Below are 18,926 nucleotides of genomic sequence, written 5' to 3' on the forward strand. Positions count from 1 at the left end.
TGAATCACTTTGAAAACGCACCGCCTCACTTTTCAATCCTTATCTGAACACCGCCCGCCTCGTGGCTCTTGATGGCTGATCGGCTCACACCGGTTGACTGTACGCACTCGCCAGTGCCGACCTGAGCAGCACTGCCGCGGCGAGGAAGTACAGCACGACTGCGACCAGCGGTAACAGGTACGCGTCGCTCAGCGGACCGCCGTACGCGACCGACGGCAAGACGACGCTGCTCGCGGCGAGCGCAGCCGTGCCCAGTACGATCAGACCGACGGCGAATTTGACCATGGCCAGTAGATATATTCGCCGCGATGGATCAAAAATATTGTGCTCTAACGTGCCAATACGGGTGATTTCGTCGGTACGCATGCACTGACGGGACCGGTGTCTGGCAGGAAACTCGTATCCAGGGCCACAATTTCCACACATTCTACAAATTCCGGCAGCCTCTCCGGTAGTCCGAGCTGATCCGTTTACGACTACTCCACCCCCTCGAATCCACGGAAAATGAAACGCTCCGCCGCTTACTCGGCCGCTACTCGCTGCCGACTGCGGTTTCGAGACTCAACCGCTCACTCGGCCGCGATCACGTCGTCGATCCGCGCGATCATCGTCGCGGCCTCGGTGGCGCTCTCGATGGCCTCGTGTTTGACGGCGGCGGGGTCGACCACGCCGTGCTCGACGGGGTCGCCGATCTCGCGGAACTGGCCGTCGATGATCAGTCCAGCGCGACCGGTCTCGTCGTGTTCGCCGCGCAGTTCGACCAGCGAGTCGATGGCGTCGACGCCGCCGTTCTCGGCGAGCGTACGCGGGACAGTGTCGAGCGCGTCGGCGAAGGCCTCGACGGCGAGCTGTTTGCGGCCGGAGACCCCCGCGGCCTCCGAACGGATGTGTGCTGCCATGGCGATCTCGGTTGCACCAGCGCCGGGGACGACGTTACCGGTGTCGGCGGCCGAAGAGACGACGTCCAGCGCGTCACGCAGCGCGCGTTCGAGTTCGTCGACGACGTGTTCGGTCCCGCCGCGGACGAGAATGGTGACCGATTCGGCGGCTGCACCGCCCTCGATGAACACGAGGGAGTCCTCTGCGAAGTGTTCGGTCTTGATCGAGTCGGCGTGGCCGAACTCCTCGCTCTCGAAGTCTTCGAGCGCGCCGACGCGGCGCGCGCCCGTGGCGCTGGCGATGCCGCGGATGTCGCTGCTCGAAAGGCCATCGAAGGCGAGAACTCCCTCGTTGGCGAGCATCGAGGCGACACGGTCGTCGATATCCTCGCTGTTGAACAGGACGTCGACGCCGGAGTCGACGATCGCCGTTGCGGTCTCTTTGAGCTCGGACTCCTCGGCGTCCATAGCGGCGTTGAGCTGGTCGATGCTATCGATATTGTACTCGGCATCGACATCGCCAGCCTTCACGCCGAGTTCGACATCGAGCAGGCCGATATCGGCGTCCTCGACTGCGTCGGGCATCCCGTCGTGAACCGGCTCCTCGTCCAGGGCGATCCCCTGGATGAGTTCGGTCTCGCCGGAGGAGCCGCCGACCTGCGTCTGCAGGGTGATGTTGTCGCGTTCGACGCCCTCCTCGCCGCTGACATGGGAGACGGCCTCGACGACAGTTTCGGCGAGCGAATCGGCGGTGACACCCCCCGTACCCTTGCCAGTCATACTGGATTCGGCGACCGATCGCAGGAGCTCCTCGTCGACTTCGTCGTCGAGCGTCATCTCATCGATGGCCTCGTGGGCGAGTTCGGCAGCCTCGTGATAGCCCTCGACGATGGTCGTCGCGTGGACGTCGTCCTCGAAGAGGCTTTCGGCCTGTGCGAGTAGCTGTCCGGCGATGATCGCTGCGGTGGTCGTCCCGTCGCCGATTTCGTCTTCCTGCGTCTGGGCGACGTCGACGATCATCTCCGCGGCGGGATGCTCGATATCCATCTCTTCGAGAATCGTCGCACCGTCGTTCGTGATGACGACGTCGCCGGAGTCCGACACCAGCATCTTGTCCATCCCGCGGGGGCCGAGTGTGGTGCGTACGGCTTCACTGATCGCCTTCCCGGCAGTGATGTTCGACTGCTGGGCGTCCTTCCCCGACGTCCGCTCGGAGTCCTCGCTCAGAATAAACAGTGGCTGTCCACCCATGCGTCGCTGACGGTTTGCGTTTGCCATGGTAATCTACGATTGATATGTACCTTGCAATTCTATATAAATCTTGCTGAAACGGTTGCTCCGGGCTCCGATGCGCTCCCACCGGTTACCCGCTCGAACCGATAACTAAAACAGGAGCGGCGCGAAAGGCCCGCGTATGCTGGAGCTGGAACACCGGTTTCGCGTCGTCGACGTTCACGTCCGGCTCAACGCGGATCCCGGCGCGAGTATGGGTCCGTCGATCACACCGGATACGCTAGAGCGCGAGATGCACCAGGCGGGTGTCGTCCGGTCCGTGGTCTTTCCGGGCCAGCGATCGAACACCGATTATCTCCGCTCAAACAACGCAGTCGCCCGCCTGAGCGTCGACCGACCGTTCGTCGCGTTCGCCCGGATCAACGGGGTGCGCGATCCTGGCCGCGGTGCGACGTCACAGCTCCGAAACCTGACCGCCTCCCGTGAGGAGTACCATACGACCCCGGAGGACATCGAACAGTACGCCTACGACGATCGGTTCCACGGCTTCAAACTCGATCCAGTCCGTGACGGGATACCGGACGACGAAGTACTCGCGGTGCTCGAAGACGTCGGGTTGCCGGTACTCGTTCACGGCGGCGAGCGGGTCCCGCCCGAGACGATCGCCGACGAACTGCTCGGCCGTTCCTTCCCCGTGATCCTCGCTCACTTCGGGGGTCACCCCCTGAATCAGGACGCGATGGATCGAGGGATCGACCTCCTCGACGAGTACGACGACTACTATCTGGATACGAGCTACGTCCGGTATCGGGATCAACTCGAACGGGCGTTGCTCGAATACCCGGATCGTATCCTGTTCGGGAGTGGTGGTCCGAAGACCCACCCGAACGTCGCCGTGATGGAAATTCTCACGCTCGATGTCTCCGAGGACAAACTGCATCGGGTGTTCGATACCAACCCATCGCGGGTGATCGACGCACTCGCCCCCGACGGCGGGTGATCGTGTGCCAGTGTGGGCAATAGCTCACCGGCGGTCGTACCGCTGCACTGCACGGTCGTGCCGACTCGAAACGCCGTTGGGATTCCGGCGATAGGATCGGTCGGCACGACGCGCCCGAAGACCGGCGTAGACGCCAGCGAGCAGCCCACCGATCACGTCCCGACCGCTCCGTAACCAGACCGTCGGCTGGAGGTCGCCACGCGTGACATCGCCCGCAGCGTCGATCGAATCGCGTAACGCCCGCCAGAGCGTTTTGACTCCTGTCTGTGGCCGGACCCCATAGTTCTTGACGAGCCGATAGGCCCGTGAGCGGTAGCTGTAACCGATCTCCCCATCTAGCTCGCCCCCGTCGGCCTCGTACTCTCCCCTGACGCTCATTTCGCCACTCCACGTAACCGAGTAGCTCATTCCAGCGAGACGGTGGGATGCGTCGCGTTCGCCATCGCTCGCGAGATACTCGTCGAAGCCATCGAGCGCACGGATGGTGTCGGCTGTGAACGCCACATTATCGCCGTTGAAAAACGTCACGCTCCGTCCGGCTACCTCCTCCGTCGTTTCCGTTTCGGTCGTCACTCCGGCTCGGAGACGCCGATGTGTTGGTCCAGTGACGACCTCGGCACCGGCGTCAAGCGCGGACACCACCGCGTCGTACCACGACGGCTCGACCGCGTACGTGCTGTCGACGATCGCGATCGCGTTACCAGTCGCCGTTTCGATTCCGGCGTTTCTGGCAACGTTTTTGTTCCGTTCTGACACCTCGACGAGAACATCGACATCGTCGCGATCCCGTACCATCCCGGTCGTCCCGTCGGAGGATGGGCCGTTGACGACGATCAGCTCTATCTCTCCGGCGTGCTCCGCAAGTGCATCGAGACAGCACCGTAGCTCCTCCCGGTTGTTTAGCGTAGGAACTACTACCGAGAGGTCCATACCTCCCGGTTTCCCTGCCAGAGCTATAAATATCCCGAAAGTACGTGTAAAGACTCATAGTGTTTCGTCTCGCCAATTACTGCCGACCGACGGTACCGGCTTGGCGATCGGCGGTAACCAGTGAGACGAAACACTATCAGACGGTGGCGTGCCAGTACGAGACCGACGCGATCGAATCGCCAATCGGGCTCTTTCCGATCGTCGTATCGATACGACGGAACACGTTCGCAAGCGAGTTCGGCAGCGACCGATAGAATCCGTAGGGAAGGACGAAGTCGTGAGAGTCTCCGACTAGCTCCAGTGCGGCACCCTTGATCAGAGAGCGGACCTCGGAGCGAGAGTACAGCCGTGAGCCCATCGGGAGCGCCCAGTTATAGATACTGCGCGTACTGGTGTTTTTGAAGGTATCGAACATTACGTCGCCGTTCGAGACGCGCTTGATCTCCGCGAGATACTCCGCGGGGGTATCCGCGAGGTGGAAAAATCGCATCGCGATGACGGCGTCGAACTCGTCGTCCTCGAACGGAAGCCGTCCCGCGTCCCCACGCATGAACTCGACCGTCTCACCAACCCCAGCGGCATCGGCTTTCGTCCGGGCTTCGCCGAGCATCTCCGCCGAGATGTCCAGCCCGACGATATCGGCCCCGCGCTCTGCTAGCATCGCGGTGAACCGGCCGGTCCCGCAGGCTATTTCGAGAATCTTCTTGTCCTCGACGGGCCCGATCGCATCGAGCACGGCTTCTTTCTCCCGTCGGTCGATGAGACGGCCGCCCTGGGAGAACCGTTTGTCGTCGTATTCCTGGGCGATGTCGGTCGCCTGGTACCACTCCTGCCCTTTCACGCTTACCGGGAGTATCTGTCCCGGGGATAAAACGATACTGGAAACGGATCGATATCTGGGCGTCGCAGGATCCGTGCTGTCCCGTAGTCCCGTGCAAGTATTGCAAAAAACCGTGAGAGTTGGGTATGGCATATATACTCTTAATATTATTCTATTTATTTGGACCTCCATATAGCCAAGTTTTACCATTCACGACAGCGGCTGATGCTGTATGAGCACGATCACGGGTGAACGCTCGGACAGCATCGAAGAACCCCTCTCGGATGCAGAGTACCGCGAACGCCTCCGCGAACTCCCACCGAGCGCGAAACTGATCGCAAAAGTACTCGAAACCGATGCACCGCTCTCGCAGGGCCAGCTTGCAGAAGAGTCGCTACTTCCGGACCGCACCGTCCGCTACGCGCTCAACCGACTCGAAGAGGTCGATCTAATCGGCTCCCGGTACAGCTTCCGTGATGCGCGCAAGCAGGTCTACTTCCTCCACAACTGAGCGGTTCGTTTTTGTCCCCCCTCGCGGAATATTGCGTGAATGACCCCCGTTCGGCGTGTCCCGATCGACCTTGACGCCCGCATACCCACCGGATCGGCGAACGCCTACGTCGTCGGCCGCCATGATGGCGTCCTCGTCGATCCGGCCCGTCGCACCGACGCGCTCGACGAAGCCGTCGAGAACTGCACACCCGCCAAACTCCTTGTTACGCACACACACCCGGACCACGTCGGCGCTGTCGCCGAATACGCGACCGAGTACGATCTGACCGTCCTCGCACGAGCGGGCTACGAGCGCCGATTCGAGCGGACAACCGGGATCGCTCCCGAGGAAACGGTTCGCGACGGGGCGCTCATCGATGCGGGGACTCACACACTTCGAGCGATCGCAACGCCCGGCCACGCCCCGGATCATCTCGCCCTCGACGTCCTCTGCGACTCCGGGAGGGGCCTGCTGGTCGGTGATCTCGCGGTCGCCGAGGGGAGCGTCTTCGTCGGCGGACAGGACGGCGATATGCGTGGCTATCTCACCGCGCTCCGGCGGCTGCTGGCACGTGATCCCGACCGGCTCTATCCGGGCCACGGCCCCGTCATCGAGGAGCCAGATGAGATGCTGTCGCGGCTCATCGCCCACCGAATCGACCGGGAGCGCCGCGTCGAGCGAGCAGTGCAGGAGGGTGCAAGCACACCCCAAGAGATCGTCGAGCAGGTATACGAAAAATCGCTCGACGGCGTCCGTGACCTCGCCCGAAAGACGGTGATCGCCCATCTCGGCAAACTTGCCGTCGAGGGGCGAGTGGAATGGGTGAACGGGACTGCTCGCCCGGCCTGAGTGTCGAGGGGGCGTCGACGCTCGGGCCCGCCAGCCGCCGGTGGACGCGCCACTGCCCGGCTCCGCTGGCCGGCGGGAACGCGGGCCTTTTGCTCGTTCGCCCGCTCGCTATCGTATGGAGAGCCTCGAAGCCGAACTGGAGCGTGCGCGGACGCTCGACGTCGACGAGCTGGCCGATGCCATCGAGACCATCGGCTTCGAGTGCACACGCTGTGGTGCCTGCTGCAAGGCCGACGAGGAGGACCCACACACGGCGACGATTTTCCCGGACGAGATCCGGGAGTTACAGAACCAGGAGTACGACTGGCGGGACGTTGCGCGACCGATGCCCTACGGCATCGAGGAGGGCGAAGACGGCCCCGAGGGCGAGACGTTCGAGTGGGCGCTTGGAACGGACGCGTGTGGCGACTGCCAGTTTTACGAGGAGTCACCCGACGGAACCGGAGCCTGTACCGTCCACGAGGACCGACCGTTGATCTGTGAGACCTACCCATTTAGCGTCGCCCTCGGCGGCACCAGCCAGCCGATGGGCGAGGCGGTCGACGAATCGGGGATGGTCCGCGCACACGAGTGTGAGGGGCTCGGCCGCGAGATCGACCGGGAGGACGCCGAAGCGCTTGCTGGCGCACTCAAAAAACGGGCAATACGGGAACTCCAGGAAGCGATCGGCGTCCGGGACAACTACGTCCCAACTGACCGGGACGGCATCGTTGTCTACGACTCGGAAGGTCCAAAAGACCGAGACGGCGAGAAGATCCGCTAGAAGCTTTCTTCGACGATCTCGCCGACCGCAAAGTTCGATTTCACTTCGGTAATCTCGACTTTGACCCGTTCGCCGACCTCGGCGTCGGGGACGATGATCACGTAGCCCCGCTCGACGCGAGCGATGCCGTCGCCCTGCTTGCCGATATCCTCGATCTCAACGTAGCGTGTCTCGTTGATCTCGACCGGCGGCTGTGGCTCCGGCGGCGTCCCCGTCCCACCGCTCGATTCGCTGCCCTGACCGGTCTCCGTTTCGCGCTCGATGAGCGCAACCCGGTAGGTGTTTCCGGCTTCAATATCGCCGGTTTCGACTTCTCGCCGCGGGATCTCGACCACGTAGTTGTCCTCCTCCGCTCGCACCTCAGCACTGAACAGACACCGCAGTTTATCAGATATCTCCAAGGTCAAATACCTCCATCACAACCGTTGTAGTCGTCCGTAATAGTAGTGTCGGCGAAAAGACGTGCTGAATCAGTTCATCAGCGTTTCTGGCAGATATATTCGCCGCAAAATAGGCGGATCAATCCAGTCGTCCAGTCGGTGTCAGCCTCTGGACTGTCCAGTCGGGACAGTATCAATCCGCACCGTCTGGCCGCCCTGCCATGGTGAACTCCGTCAGGTGCGACGACCTTTTTCCGCCTCGGGATCGCCGCCGGCGACCACTCGGCGCAAAAATCTCGGCCAAAAAGGCCGACGCGGCAGGCCGCGTCGGTGCAGTATTATTCCTTTCAGCAGCTATCAGTCCGCACCTTTCGGCCGCCCTGCCATGGTGAACTCCGTCAAATCGACATCCGCCTCGATCTCCGCAGGACTCTCGTAGGGGCGGTTGACGACGATATCGCCCGCTCGCTGTTTGCCGATCCCCGGGATGGCGGTGAGCTCGTCCATCGACGCCGCGTTGACGTCGAGTGGGTAGGGGACGCCTGTGACCGAGCGGTAGCCGTGATCGACGATCGCAATGTCGATCTTTCGGCCGAGTTCGAGTTCGCCCGGGATACCGACCAGCAGCGGGTAGGTCCCAAGCTGTCTGCCGAACGTCTTCCCGTCCTGATGGTACTCCAGGTGGACGTCCGGCAGGCGCGTTCCGGGCGGAGCGAGCCGCTGGAGCATCGGGTTGTCGATCTCCTCGCGGACCTCGCGTTTGTACTGTTTGAACTGCTTTTTGTGATCGCGGGCGATCTCCGCGCCAGTCTCGGACATGTCGGTTCCGGCAAAGGCCATCACCTGCCGGATGTTGACCCGGCGGAGCATCAGCCCCTCGTCGTAGACGCGCTGGAGGAAGCGTTTGTTGTGTGCGAACGTCTCCTCGCGCTCGCCTTTGAGACCGTGGACGAGGTTGATGCCGGGGAGGAGTTTGGGGAGCCGATTCGGGACGTTGTTTCCTGTTGCTGGCCCATCGCCCGGCTCCTGGCCGGGCCGCCAGCCGCCTTCCTCGTTGACGATCCGCACCGCTTCGAGACACTCGTCGGCGGTGACGTTCAGATTGTTGTCGCTCATCACGTTCGGGTCGGCGGATTCGAGGCCGAACGCGGCGGTGTCGCCGGGCGTGTTGTGTTCGGCGATGATCCGGATCCCTTCTCGGGCTAGCTCCGGCCACTTTACCACCGTGATCGGGTTCATGTTGTCGAGATGCAGCGTCTCCAGATCGGGTGCGACCTCGCGGATGCCGCCGTACAGCTGGCGCAGGGCGTCGGGATTGGGCTTCTCGCCGTCGCCGCCGTACGCGAGAATGTCGGCCTGCCGTCCGAGCCGGAAGTGTTTCACGCCGTGGTCGGCGAGCAGATCGACCTCGGTGACGACCGACGGCGGGGGACGGAAGTCGGGATCGCCGTAGAGCGGCTCGGTACAAAAGGAACAGCGATACGGACAGCCCCGCGAGGTCTCCATCTCGCAGATGAGGTAGTCGGGATGGTTCGGGTGCTGTTCGACGATGAAGGTGCCGTCGGCCGCCCACTGGTCGATCTCCTCGTTCGAGCGCATCCGGTTGCCAAAGCCATCGAGGCCGCTGTCGACGAGATCGTAGGCCGCGGCCTCGATGTCGCCTTTCGCCACGAAATCGTAGTCCAGATCGTCGCGTTCAGTCTCGATTCCACCTTCGTTTCCGTCGCCGACGCCGAACTTTACTGGCCCACCCATCAGCGTGGTGCCCTTTGCCGTCCAGGCGAGTTCCTTCACTTCGTCGGGTTCGGCCGGTGTCCCCCCGACGTACTTGCCGGGGACCGTGATCCCGCCGATGTAACAGAACAGGTCGGCGTTCGCCACGTCAGCCCACTTCGATCTGTCATCGCGTAGCTCGTCGATCGTGTGATACGTGATCTGGTCGCGTGGAACGCCGGCGTCGACCAGCGCTCCGGCTGTGTAGCGCGGGTACGTCGAGATGTACGGCGGAACCCCGAAGTGAGCGGGCTCGTCGACGTAGCCGTCGACGAGGGTCACGTCGAGCGTCGCGGGGTCAGTCATACACCCACGTACCGTCTCGACGGTGAAAACCCATGCGAAAGCCGGGACGGTACTGGCCGGTTGCCAACAGTTATTTACCAACTCGGAGAATGTGATCCGGATATCCAGATGTCCGATCAATCTACCCGGCGGTCCGGTATCTCCACGCGGCGCGACGTACTGCAGGCCGTGGGCGCGCTCTCCACGACTGGCGCGGTGGCAGGGCTGGCCGGCTGTCTCGGCGGCGACGACGCGAACGGCGACGAAGAACCGATCGATATTCCCGAGTTCGATCTCTCCTCGTGGGTCTCCGCGCCTGGTTCAGTCACCGGTGATGACCACTATCCGTTCGAGTTCTTCTCCTACGAGGCGTTTCTGGCGCTCGAAGACACGCTCGGCGAGGGACCGCTGTCCGAAGACGACTACGAGGAGATCGAGGCAGGCGTAAGCGGCGAGGGCTCCCAGCCACGGCCGCTCCCCTCGCTGACTGGCCGCCCAATCGACACGTTCGGCGAGTACCTCACCGTCGACAACAACAGCCAGCAGGTGCTGTACGGCGACCACGCACCCGACGCCATCGGCGACGGACTGGTCGAAGACGTCGGCTTCGAGCACGTCGGCAGTCACGGCGGGTTCGACCTCTATCTGAGTGAACTGCCGGGCCAGCCGGTCGATATCGCGGTCGGCCTGAGCGAGACCGTCCTGCTATGGGTCGAGGACGAGTACCCCGCCGATGACGTCGAGGCACTCGCGGACACACAGACCGGCGAAACGGCGCTCTACGTCGACGAGAACGAGGATATGGCCGAACTACTCGACCACATTGGCGGGGGTGCCCGCACCCTGGGCGAGACGTCCGACCCGCTTTCCGAAACCGACCTCGAGTTCCCCGCCTTCGAGGGCCAGGTCGGGTACGGTTATGACGTCGCGCTGGACGGCGATCCGATCGACGAACGGTACGTCATCGTCTTCGAGGACGAGGATTCTGTTGCGCTCGACAACGTGGAGTCGTGGGTTGGCGGTGAGGGCGACGGCGAAGAGCGGTTCGAGCCCCATACCGAGGTTTCGACCGAGCAGGACGGTCGAAGCGTCGTGGTTTCAGGAACGCGGGAGACGGTCGATCCGTTCGTCGGGCTGTACAGCCCCTGAAACACTACGACCTCACGAACCACTACGTCTCCGAGTACGTACCGCGGTAGCCCGCCCGCGCTTCGAGCACCAGATAGATCAAGCCGACGAGCGCGGCGAGCGTTAGTCCTACTGACTGGACGGAGATTGAGCCGATGGTCTGACCGCCCGCCAGAGCGATGAGCACGCCCAGCGCGAGTACCGTCCCGAGCGCGCCGACGAAGCGCCAGCGGCTCTCGACCGGTACCATCCCGTCCTCGCCACGGAGGGCGAGATACAGGTGGGAACCGCCGAAGATTAGCCCGTAAAAGACGACGAAGAGAGCGAGGCTGGCCGGTTCAGTGAGTGACTCCGTTCCGATGTCCTGCGCGGTTGCGGCGAACAGCAACAGGAAGGCGACGACGACTGCGAAGACGTGGGCGATAGTATCGCGTGAGGGCATAATACGTTGTTTTCAGGTAGTAATAAAAAACTCGTGGTGGAGGGTTATCGACGCTGCTACAGCGCGCCCCGCTCGTGACGGTACAGTAGGCGTGGCGCCACAATATCACATTGTAACAATGTAACACCCAAGACTGCGCAGGGGACCTGCATTCAGTTTCATTGGACCGCTTGCACTGCCAGCGAGTAACCCCGTCCAGTCGAATCGGTCCGGTGTCTCACCGTACGCCTCGGTCGACTGGTAGGAGTTCCTTACCAGTCGCGGGCATTGAGACGAGTGTCTGACAGCCGTCTGACGGTTGAGGGGAAAGATAATTAACCTTCACTTAGTAAGACAGTCCAAGAATGGACTCAATCGTGGACGATGCCATCGACGAGGCCGAGGAGGGGGAGGAGGGGGCGGAGCGAAGCACCGCGACGCAGGACGTGAACCCGTCGGGAACGATGACCGACGACGAACTCGAAGACGTCCTGCAGGACCTGCAGACGAACATTACGGTGGTCGGCTGTGGCGGTGCAGGCGGTAACACGGTCGACCGGATGTTCGAGGAAGGGATCCACGGCGCGAAACTGGTCGCGGCCAACACCGACGTCCAGCATCTGGTGGAGATCGAAGCCGACACGAAGATCCTGATGGGCGAACAGAAGACCCAGGGCCGTGGCGCTGGCTCGCTCCCGCAGGTCGGCGAGGAGGCCGCCATCGAGAGTCAGGAGGAGATCTACGACGCCGTCGACGGCTCCGATATGGTCTTCGTCACGGCTGGCCTCGGCGGCGGCACTGGCACTGGCAGTGCCCCGGTCGTCGCCAAGGCCGCCCGCGAGAGCGGCGCGCTGACCATCGCCATCGTCACGACGCCCTTTACCGCAGAGGGCGAGGTTCGGCGCACCAACGCCGAAGCCGGTCTCGAACGGCTCCGCGACGTCGCCGACACCGTCATCGTCGTCCCGAACGACCGTCTGCTCGACTCGGTCGGCAAGCTTCCCGTCCGACAGGCGTTCAAGGTTAGCGACGAGGTGCTGATGCGCTCGGTGAAAGGAATCACCGAACTGATCACCAAACCCGGCCTGGTCAACCTGGACTTCGCCGACGTCCGAACGGTCATGGAACGTGGCGGCGTCGCCATGATCGGGCTCGGCGAGTCCGATTCGGACGCCAAGGCCCAGGACTCGGTCAAGACGGCGCTACGCTCGCCGCTGCTTGACGTCGATATTTCGGGTGCGAACTCCGCGCTGGTCAACGTCACCGGTGGCTCCGACATGTCCATCGAGGAAGCCGAGGGCGTCGTCGAGGAGATCTACGACCGGATCGATCCGGACGCCCGGATCATCTGGGGCACCTCCGTCGACGAGGAACTCGAAGGCATGATGCGAACGATGATCGTCGTCACCGGCGTCGACTCCCCGCAGATCTACGGCGGCAGCGACGAGGACGAGTCCCAGCCCGAGCCGCAGGGTCGGACGCCCGAACCACAGGGCCAGCCTGCCGACGGCGTCGAGGATATCGACTTCGTCGAATAATCCTGCTCCCGTTTTCCTGACGAACGCTCGAAGACCCCAACCGAGTCGATCTGTACCGAGTATCCGCTGCGCGTCGAGCGATGCACACCCCGTCCAGATAGCGGATGCGAAGGACGGTCTAGCGGGGTATTGGGAACCGATCGACGACTCCGGAAACTCACGGAGCGACCGGACAGAAGTTTACCGATTGGGAACTGAAATGGACGAGAGCGACGACCAGATCCCGGAGCGCCCCGAAAACTGACCTGTCGAGCCCGAGACGCGTCATCCACGGGTAGAAAGATAGAAAAAGGCCCCTCTGTTAGATGCCCTATACACATGGACGTCCCTCTAGATCTCACGTCGTACGTGCGGGTCCTCAAAATGGCCAGTACGCCGTCGTGGAACGAGTTCTCACAGGTCGCCAAGATCGCCGGTGCTGGCATCCTCGTCGTCGGTTTCATCGGCTTCCTGATCGCCGCGTTTATGCTCCACCTGGTACCGCCCTACGAGGGCGGCTTCCTGCTCTGGGCAGCCCTTGGAGCGTGAGATAGCATGTCGATCTACGCAGTCAAAACGACCGCGAGTCAGGAACGCACCGTCGCCGACATGATCATGACTCGCGAGGAAGACGACATCCACGCGGCGCTCGCGCCCGACTCGCTTACTAGCTACGTCATGGTTGAAGCCGAAGACGATGCGATCCTCTCTCGTGTCCTCGAGGAGATTCCCCACGCCCGGAGCATCGTCCCCGGCGAGAGCGGCATCGGAGAGGTCGAACACTTCCTCTCCCCGACGCCGGACGTCGAGGGGATCGCGGAAGGCGATATCGTCGAACTCGTCGCCGGACCGTTCAAAGGCGAGAAGGCACAGGTCCAGCGCATCGACGAGGGCAAAGATCAGGTAACCGTCGAACTCTACGAGGCGACCGTTCCGATTCCCGTAACCGTCAGGGGCGACCAGATCCGCGTGCTCGACAGCGACGAACGGTAACTATAACGAACCGCTGTCGTTCAACCGCTCGACAACCTGCTGGAGATCGGCTGTCGCTTCGACTTCGTCCTTTACTTCTTCGCGCTCGCGGACGTCGTCGGAGTTCGCATCGTACGCGCGCACGTACTCGGCGCGAGTGTGTTCGTTAAACGCGTGTCTGAGCGCCAGATAGCCGTCGGGGACGACAACGCCACAGACCTTGCACTCGCGGCGCTGGTGCTCGCTCGTCTGATGGATGATCGCGTCCTCGATCTCCTCGAACACCTCGCCACAGCCGTCAATCCCGCATGCCCAGGTCATTACTGCACGCGTCTCCCGGCAGGGGCTAAAACCCTTCGGCACTCAGACTCGCTCGCGGTCGAGTGCCTGTGCCCGCTCGCTGATCCAGCCGACCCCGGCGAGTTCGTAGGGGCGGTCGAGCAGCCACATATAGAGGACGATCCCCTGGACAAGGAAGACGTTTGTCAGGAGGAAAAACAGCGCCTCCTCGATCGGGAGGCCAAGGATCGAGAGGCCGATCGTGTGTGTCTCCGAAATCGACCAGATACCCAGCTCGATCGCGATCCGATCGGCGATCCAGAGGTATAGCGTCGGGACCGCAAGCGCCACCGCGACGAGTCGTGGGACTTCTTTTATCAGATACGTGATTCCGAACGCCCACTGGATGGCGAGGATCGGTCCCGCCCAAAACAGTAGCGACCCGAGATAGAACGTCGACGTGGTTGCCATGAGGAAATAGCCGAGAATACAGATCGAGAGACCACCAGCCGCTCCCGCGAGCCGATGTGACAGTGGAATCAGTAGCGACCGGTCTTCGACAGTCAGGAACTGGAACAGCCAGAACGCAGTCAGGATCGGCTGCAGGATGAAAAACAGGTACTCCTCGATCGGCGTGTACCAGATCGTTCCGAGTACCGCGCCGTCGCCGTACCACCAGACGCCTCTGGGAATCATAACGTTCGTCCACGGTGTCGTGTAGACGACGGCGAGAAACAGCATAATGGCGAGCCCGGAGAGCGGGGCACGTCCCCAGCTCGCAGTCTCCCGGCGTGCAGCAAGCCAGCCGAGCACGAGCAGTGGGGGGATAATAAACACCAGATGAAAACCCATGTAGGTGAGTGGGACGCTCATCGCCAATCACCGGCCTGCGGTCGCGAGCGCAACGGTGGCGAACCGATGCCAGTGCTCGGACGACACGCGCCCAGACTTGGGCAGGGGCTCTGCCGGTGATTGACACTCATCGTCGGTATGTCTGTTTTCAAATAGTGAAAAGCACTGATCCTTACTAGTTAGGTTCTATGATCAGTTCGACCAGCTTCTGTTCTGCCGCACGCAGGTGCTGGTGAAAGGTCTGACGCGTGATTCCCATCGTCTCGGCGACTTCTTCACCATCGACTTCGCGTGGCCATTCGAAGTAGCCGTTCATATGGGCAGCTTTCAGTGCTGTCATCTGTCGGTTCGTGAGCCGATTCTCGATGTCCGTACTGCACTCGTTGAAACTCTCTTTGCGTCCCTCGCGTTCGTGTTTCGATCTGAGTTCGATCCGGTCGTACTCGGATTCCAGCAGTTCGAGGATCGACCTGACGTCGTATTCCGGTGGAACCTCGAGCGAGATGGTTGCTCGGGAGGGTTCAGCGCGTATTTTCAGCACGGATGCACCGTAGTCGGCCAGTGTGTCGAACGGTTCCGTGGAGCTGACTCCGATCGCAAACTGATGACCGTCGTCTGTCTCGGAGATCCTCCGGACGCTCTCGACATCCGGTAGAGAGAGCAGTTCCTCGACCTCTCCTCCGATCTGTGGCACCTGTATATATATTTCAGAGCCCTTCTCACCGACCAGACCGATATACTCTATCTCGGAATCGATCGCACCGGCGAATGCGGAGAGCAAAAACGTCTCGTCGTACAGCTCCAGTTCGAGTTCGATGACGCTGGAAGTAGTCAGTATTCGCGCTGTTTCGACGGTGTTGAGTCCGCTAGCGATCATCTGTCCGATCGACTCGAACAGCTGCGCTTCGCGGCTGTCGAGGGCGTTATCCCCTTCGGCGTAGACCCCGAGCGCACCGTACTGTTTCTGCTGGTATATCAACGGGACGACCGTAAGCCGCCGTGCGCCGACTGATTCTGGCGCAAGCACAGCGTCCGTTTCGGAGCCGATCGTACAGGTTTCGACAGTTCCTGACTCGATTGCATCTCCAACGGCAGCCGGCATCGAGTCGAGCTCGATCTTCGACTCGATGCCCTCGACCGTCCCCGAGTACGAAGAGAGCTCGAACTGCGTGTCGGTCGGGTTCGTTCTTCCGATCCAGCTGGCGACGTAGTTCTCCGAATCGACGACCTCGTCACAGACCGACTGAACGATCACTTCTCGGTCGTTTTCCTCGACGAGGATGCGTGAAATATCGCTGAGCAATCCGTTGACCCGCATGATGATCCGCTGGAGTACTGTCCGTTCGGCAGCCAGCTTCTCAGCGCGCTGCTCTGCGAGCTGTTTGGTCCTCTTGCGGTCCGTGACGTCGTTCTGGAACCCGACGTAATGAGCGAGATTGCCGTCATTATCGTAGATTGGTGCCACCGTTAGTTCGTTCCAGAACGGTGTACCGTCGCTCCGGTAGTTGCGTATTTCCACCGTGACCTGCTCTTCGTCCTCGATTGCGTCAGCGAGTTCGCCGACGACTTCCGGGTCCGTCCCCGGACCCTGTAGGAGTCGAGGGTTGCGACCGAGCATCTGCTCTTCGTCGTAGCCGGTCAGCTCTGACCAGGCCTCGTTGACGAATACGAGCGGGTTGCCGGGCAGCGAGGGATCGCTCATCGTCACTCCGATCGGCGATTCCTGTACTGCTCGCGAAATCTCCTCTACCGTCGGTCGGTTCGCTTCGATTTCTTCCCTGTTAACCGGCTTTGCTCCCCTGGTGGTCACCTCATTGACTTCGATACGCAGCTGTTCGAGCGACGCCGACCCATTCTTCCGGAGAAACCGGCTCACGCCGTTCTCGAACGCGCGAGTCGTAATCTCCTGTTGCTCCGAATTGGTAAAGAGGATCACCGGCAGCTCCGGGTGTGTCTCCCTGACTGCTGACAACAGCGACAGTCCGTCGTCGCCCGGCAGGTCGTGCTCGCTGACGAGACAGTCGAACTGCCGTGCGGATAGTTTGGCGAGAGCTGCTGTAGCTTGTTCGACATGTTCGACCTGACAGCCAGCGTCCTCCAGGGTGGCTACTACTCGTTGGGCACCACCCTCCGGATGGACCAGCAGCGTTTGGGCGGTAGACATAGTTATACGTTGGTTCGCATCGGGTAATACCTTCCGGCAGTTTTTGCTACCCACGAACCGAACTCCGTTGTCGAGTAGCTGCTGGTCGCTGTTTTGCTCTGCACGGTGGGCAGCCGCATCCCCCAGTGCAAACTGAAATCATACTAGTAAGGTCATGTTGTTATTATGTCCAACTCCCCCATTCCCAACGTATTATGTTAGAGGCGATAGCCGGTGATGCGGCCGCGATAGCACAGTTCGGGACGTTCCTCGAGATGACCCAGCCAGAAATCTTCGAGGCAGTGCAGGATGACGCGTTGCTTAGCGCCTCGTTCTGGGTAAACATCGCGCTTGCCGGGCTGTCAATCCTGCTGTTCGTGTATATGGGGCGTAACGTCGAAGATCCACGATCCCAGCTGATCTTCGTCGCGACGCTGATGGTTCCGCTCGTCTCCATCTCCAGCTACACCGGACTTGTGTCCGGTCTGACGATCAGTTTCCTGGAGATGCCGGCGAATCACGCACTCGGGGGCGAAGAAGTACTAACCATGTGGGGCCGCTACCTCACCTGGGCACTGTCGACACCGATGATCCTGCTCGCACTCGGCTTGCTTGCAGGCTCTAACGTAACCGATCTGTTCACGGCGATTGTCGCTGACATCGGGATGTGTGTGACCGGGCTCGCCGCCGCGCTGACCGTGTCCTCTCACGGTCTGCGCTGGTTCTGGTACTTCATCAGCTGCATGTTCTTCCTGGTCGTCCTCTACGTCCTGTTGGTCAAGTGGCCGGAGGACGCCAAGGCGAACGGAACGGATGAAATCTTCAACACGCTGAAGATTCTCACCGTCGCGATGTGGCTCGGCTACCCGATCTTCTGGGCACTCGGTGCCGAGGGGATCGCGATCATCGAGAGCGTTGCAATTACGTCGTGGGCCTACAGTGGCCTCGACATCGTCGCGAAGTACATCTTCGCGTTCCTGCTACTGAACTGGGTCGTCAACAACGAGTCGATTATCGCCGACATGCCGACGCTCGGCTCCGGCTCCGCCGCATCGGGCGCGGCCCCTGCTGACGACTGATCGGACCCGGATTCGACGAGTCGCCTTTTTTATTGTCGCGCTCCAGAGTACCTACTGATGAGTGACACTTCCAGCCCTACTGCAGAGCGACTCGTGGCAGCGCTTGCTGGGCGGCGGTTAGAGGGGGCCGCTAGGCTGGCACTTCTTCCGGGCTGGATCACGCTCCTTGCGACCTCGGTCCTTGTCACGATCGTCGGGACGGAGATTCCGCTTTCGATACAGTTGGCCCCACTATTCTTGAGCGTCCTCCTGCTGGGACTTCCCCACGGTGCGGTCGACCATCTCGTCACTCCCCGTGCGAGAGGAACGGCTCTGACGATTCGGTCGATGGCCGAGGTCGGTGTGGTCTACGCCGTCCTCGGCAGTGGCTACGCTGTCGTCTGGTTTCTCTCGCCTGCCGCCGCGTTCGTTTTCTTTATCCTGCTCACCTGGTTCCACTGGGGGCAAGGGGACATCCACCCGGTTCGCGAACTCGTCGGCGGCAACCACGTCCGGGGTCCCGGTGGGACGGCACTGACCGCTCTCGTCCGCGGCGGCGCACCGATGCTAGTGCCGCTGGTCGCGTTCCCGGGTGAGTACCGACGCGTCGCCGAGTGGATCGTCGGCGTCGTCGACCCGGGCGCTGTCGGCGCTCTGGATCCGTTCTTTACTGCCGAGGCACGGCTCCTGGTGGCCGCGCTGTACGGGGCACTCGTCGTCGGTGCGCTCTCGCTCGGGTGGGTCCGCAGGACGGATTCTCGTCCGTGGCGGATCGATGCTGTCGAAACCGGATTACTGGTCGGGTTTTTTGCTACCGTCCCACCACTGCTTGCGATCGGCCTGTACTTCTGTTTCTGGCACTCGCTTCGACACATCGTCCGGTTCCTGTTGCTGGACGAGCACGTGGAGAGCGAGATTGCCGATGGGGCCGTCGTCACTCCACTGTCCCGGTTTGCCCGCGACGCTGCCCCGCTGACGGCGCTTTCGCTCGTGTTCGGTGTCGCGCTCTACCTGTTGCTGCCGGGAGCCGCAACCGATCCCGGGAGCCTGATGGGGGTCTATCTGGTCTTTATCGCCGTGCTAACGCTCCCACACGTTGCCTTCGTTTCCGTCCTCGATTACTACGATGGGTTCTGGCGATGACCGGATACC

Annotated in this window: 20 protein-coding genes; 10 read left to right on the forward strand and 10 right to left on the reverse strand. The window is 61.8% G+C overall.

Annotated features, from left to right (window positions below; all coding sequences use genetic code 11):
- Window positions 1–84: 84 nt before the first annotated feature.
- Both AArcSt11_RS13965 and thsA read right to left on the reverse strand, forming a co-directional pair.
- Window positions 85–285 carry a hypothetical protein gene (locus tag AArcSt11_RS13965; protein WP_250597969.1) on the reverse strand — a complete coding sequence of 67 codons (201 nt, stop codon included), beginning with the start codon at window positions 283–285 and terminating at the stop codon, window positions 85–87.
- A gap of 284 nt (window positions 286–569) precedes the next feature.
- Window positions 570–2,129, reverse strand: coding sequence for a thermosome subunit alpha (gene thsA / locus AArcSt11_RS13970; protein WP_250598127.1), 1,560 nt, complete (start codon window positions 2,127–2,129; stop codon window positions 570–572).
- 163 nt (window positions 2,130–2,292) lie between these two features.
- Here thsA and AArcSt11_RS13975 point away from each other — a divergent pair, with 163 nt between their 5' ends.
- Window positions 2,293–3,111, forward strand: a complete 819-nt coding sequence (locus tag AArcSt11_RS13975; RefSeq protein WP_250597971.1) for an amidohydrolase family protein — start codon at window positions 2,293–2,295, stop codon at window positions 3,109–3,111.
- 24 nt (window positions 3,112–3,135) lie between these two features.
- Here the strand turns inward: AArcSt11_RS13975 and AArcSt11_RS13980 are convergent, their stop codons facing one another.
- The gene (locus AArcSt11_RS13980) at window positions 3,136–4,041 is read right to left on the reverse strand and encodes a glycosyltransferase family 2 protein (RefSeq protein ID WP_250597973.1); all 906 of its coding nucleotides are present in this window, start codon (window positions 4,039–4,041) and stop codon (window positions 3,136–3,138) included.
- 136 nt (window positions 4,042–4,177) lie between these two features.
- On the reverse strand, window positions 4,178–4,882 hold the full coding sequence (locus AArcSt11_RS13985; protein ID WP_250597976.1) for a class I SAM-dependent methyltransferase: 705 nt from the start codon (window positions 4,880–4,882) through the stop codon (window positions 4,178–4,180).
- Window positions 4,883–5,093: 211 nt separating this feature from the next.
- Between AArcSt11_RS13985 and AArcSt11_RS13990 the strand changes: the two genes are divergently transcribed.
- The 3 genes from AArcSt11_RS13990 to AArcSt11_RS14000 all read left to right on the forward strand — a co-directional run bounded on the left by AArcSt11_RS13990 (window position 5,094) and on the right by AArcSt11_RS14000 (window position 6,966).
- Window positions 5,094–5,372: a MarR family transcriptional regulator gene (locus AArcSt11_RS13990; protein WP_238477840.1), complete on the forward strand. Its 279-nt coding sequence runs from the start codon at window positions 5,094–5,096 to the stop codon at window positions 5,370–5,372.
- Between the two features lie 39 nt (window positions 5,373–5,411).
- Window positions 5,412–6,203 carry an MBL fold metallo-hydrolase gene (locus tag AArcSt11_RS13995; RefSeq protein ID WP_250597978.1) on the forward strand — a complete coding sequence of 264 codons (792 nt, stop codon included), beginning with the start codon at window positions 5,412–5,414 and terminating at the stop codon, window positions 6,201–6,203.
- A gap of 115 nt (window positions 6,204–6,318) precedes the next feature.
- Window positions 6,319–6,966 (forward strand): YkgJ family cysteine cluster protein, encoded by a 648-nt coding sequence (locus AArcSt11_RS14000; protein ID WP_250597980.1) that lies wholly within the window; start codon window positions 6,319–6,321, stop codon window positions 6,964–6,966.
- On the opposite strand, the gene AArcSt11_RS14005 is transcribed toward AArcSt11_RS14000, so the two are convergent.
- Window positions 6,963–7,367 carry a TRAM domain-containing protein gene (locus tag AArcSt11_RS14005; protein ID WP_250597982.1) on the reverse strand — a complete coding sequence of 135 codons (405 nt, stop codon included), beginning with the start codon at window positions 7,365–7,367 and terminating at the stop codon, window positions 6,963–6,965. The two genes, AArcSt11_RS14000 and AArcSt11_RS14005, sit on opposite strands and share 4 nt — an antisense overlap.
- Window positions 7,368–7,703: 336 nt before the next feature.
- A complete protein-coding gene (locus AArcSt11_RS14010) occupies window positions 7,704–9,425 on the reverse strand; it encodes a radical SAM protein (protein ID WP_250597984.1) in 1,722 nt (573 codons plus the stop codon).
- 108 nt (window positions 9,426–9,533) lie between these two features.
- On the opposite strand from AArcSt11_RS14010, the gene AArcSt11_RS14015 reads away from it, so the two are divergent.
- Entirely contained in the window at window positions 9,534–10,553 is a 1,020-nt protein-coding gene (locus AArcSt11_RS14015; RefSeq protein WP_250597986.1) for a hypothetical protein, read from the forward strand.
- Window positions 10,554–10,575: 22 nt separating this feature from the next.
- On the opposite strand, the gene AArcSt11_RS14020 is transcribed toward AArcSt11_RS14015, so the two are convergent.
- On the reverse strand, window positions 10,576–10,974 hold the full coding sequence (locus tag AArcSt11_RS14020) for a hypothetical protein (protein WP_250597988.1): 399 nt from the start codon (window positions 10,972–10,974) through the stop codon (window positions 10,576–10,578).
- A gap of 344 nt (window positions 10,975–11,318) precedes the next feature.
- Between AArcSt11_RS14020 and ftsZ the strand changes: the two genes are divergently transcribed.
- The 3 genes from ftsZ to AArcSt11_RS14035 all read left to right on the forward strand — a co-directional run bounded on the left by ftsZ (window position 11,319) and on the right by AArcSt11_RS14035 (window position 13,463).
- Window positions 11,319–12,491: a cell division protein FtsZ gene (gene ftsZ, locus AArcSt11_RS14025; RefSeq protein WP_250597990.1), complete on the forward strand. Its 1,173-nt coding sequence runs from the start codon at window positions 11,319–11,321 to the stop codon at window positions 12,489–12,491.
- A 318-nt stretch (window positions 12,492–12,809) separates the two neighbouring features.
- Complete coding sequence (locus tag AArcSt11_RS14030) at window positions 12,810–13,019, forward strand: protein translocase SEC61 complex subunit gamma (RefSeq protein ID WP_238477832.1); 210 nt, start codon at window positions 12,810–12,812, stop codon at window positions 13,017–13,019.
- Between the two features lie 6 nt (window positions 13,020–13,025).
- Window positions 13,026–13,463 (forward strand): transcription elongation factor Spt5, encoded by a 438-nt coding sequence (locus tag AArcSt11_RS14035; protein WP_250597992.1) that lies wholly within the window; start codon window positions 13,026–13,028, stop codon window positions 13,461–13,463.
- On the opposite strand, the gene AArcSt11_RS14040 is transcribed toward AArcSt11_RS14035, so the two are convergent.
- The 3 genes from AArcSt11_RS14040 to AArcSt11_RS14050 all read right to left on the reverse strand — a co-directional run bounded on the left by AArcSt11_RS14040 (window position 13,464) and on the right by AArcSt11_RS14050 (window position 16,737).
- Window positions 13,464–13,763 carry a DUF7565 family protein gene (locus AArcSt11_RS14040; protein ID WP_250597994.1) on the reverse strand — a complete coding sequence of 100 codons (300 nt, stop codon included), beginning with the start codon at window positions 13,761–13,763 and terminating at the stop codon, window positions 13,464–13,466. It lies immediately after the preceding gene.
- 42 nt (window positions 13,764–13,805) lie between these two features.
- Window positions 13,806–14,594: a lycopene cyclase domain-containing protein gene (locus AArcSt11_RS14045; protein ID WP_250597996.1), complete on the reverse strand. Its 789-nt coding sequence runs from the start codon at window positions 14,592–14,594 to the stop codon at window positions 13,806–13,808.
- Between the two features lie 154 nt (window positions 14,595–14,748).
- Window positions 14,749–16,737: a bacterio-opsin activator domain-containing protein gene (locus AArcSt11_RS14050; protein ID WP_250597997.1), complete on the reverse strand. Its 1,989-nt coding sequence runs from the start codon at window positions 16,735–16,737 to the stop codon at window positions 14,749–14,751.
- Between the two features lie 254 nt (window positions 16,738–16,991).
- Here AArcSt11_RS14050 and AArcSt11_RS14055 point away from each other — a divergent pair, with 254 nt between their 5' ends.
- Together AArcSt11_RS14055 and AArcSt11_RS14060 are read left to right on the forward strand one after the other, a co-directional pair.
- Window positions 16,992–17,795 (forward strand): bacteriorhodopsin, encoded by an 804-nt coding sequence (locus AArcSt11_RS14055; RefSeq protein WP_250598128.1) that lies wholly within the window; start codon window positions 16,992–16,994, stop codon window positions 17,793–17,795.
- A 57-nt stretch (window positions 17,796–17,852) separates the two neighbouring features.
- The gene (locus AArcSt11_RS14060) at window positions 17,853–18,917 is read left to right on the forward strand and encodes a Brp/Blh family beta-carotene 15,15'-dioxygenase (RefSeq protein ID WP_250597998.1); all 1,065 of its coding nucleotides are present in this window, start codon (window positions 17,853–17,855) and stop codon (window positions 18,915–18,917) included.
- Window positions 18,918–18,926 lie beyond the last annotated feature (9 nt).

Source organism: Natranaeroarchaeum aerophilus, assembly GCF_023638055.1.
Lineage (GTDB): Archaea > Halobacteriota > Halobacteria > Halobacteriales > Natronoarchaeaceae > Natranaeroarchaeum > Natranaeroarchaeum aerophilum.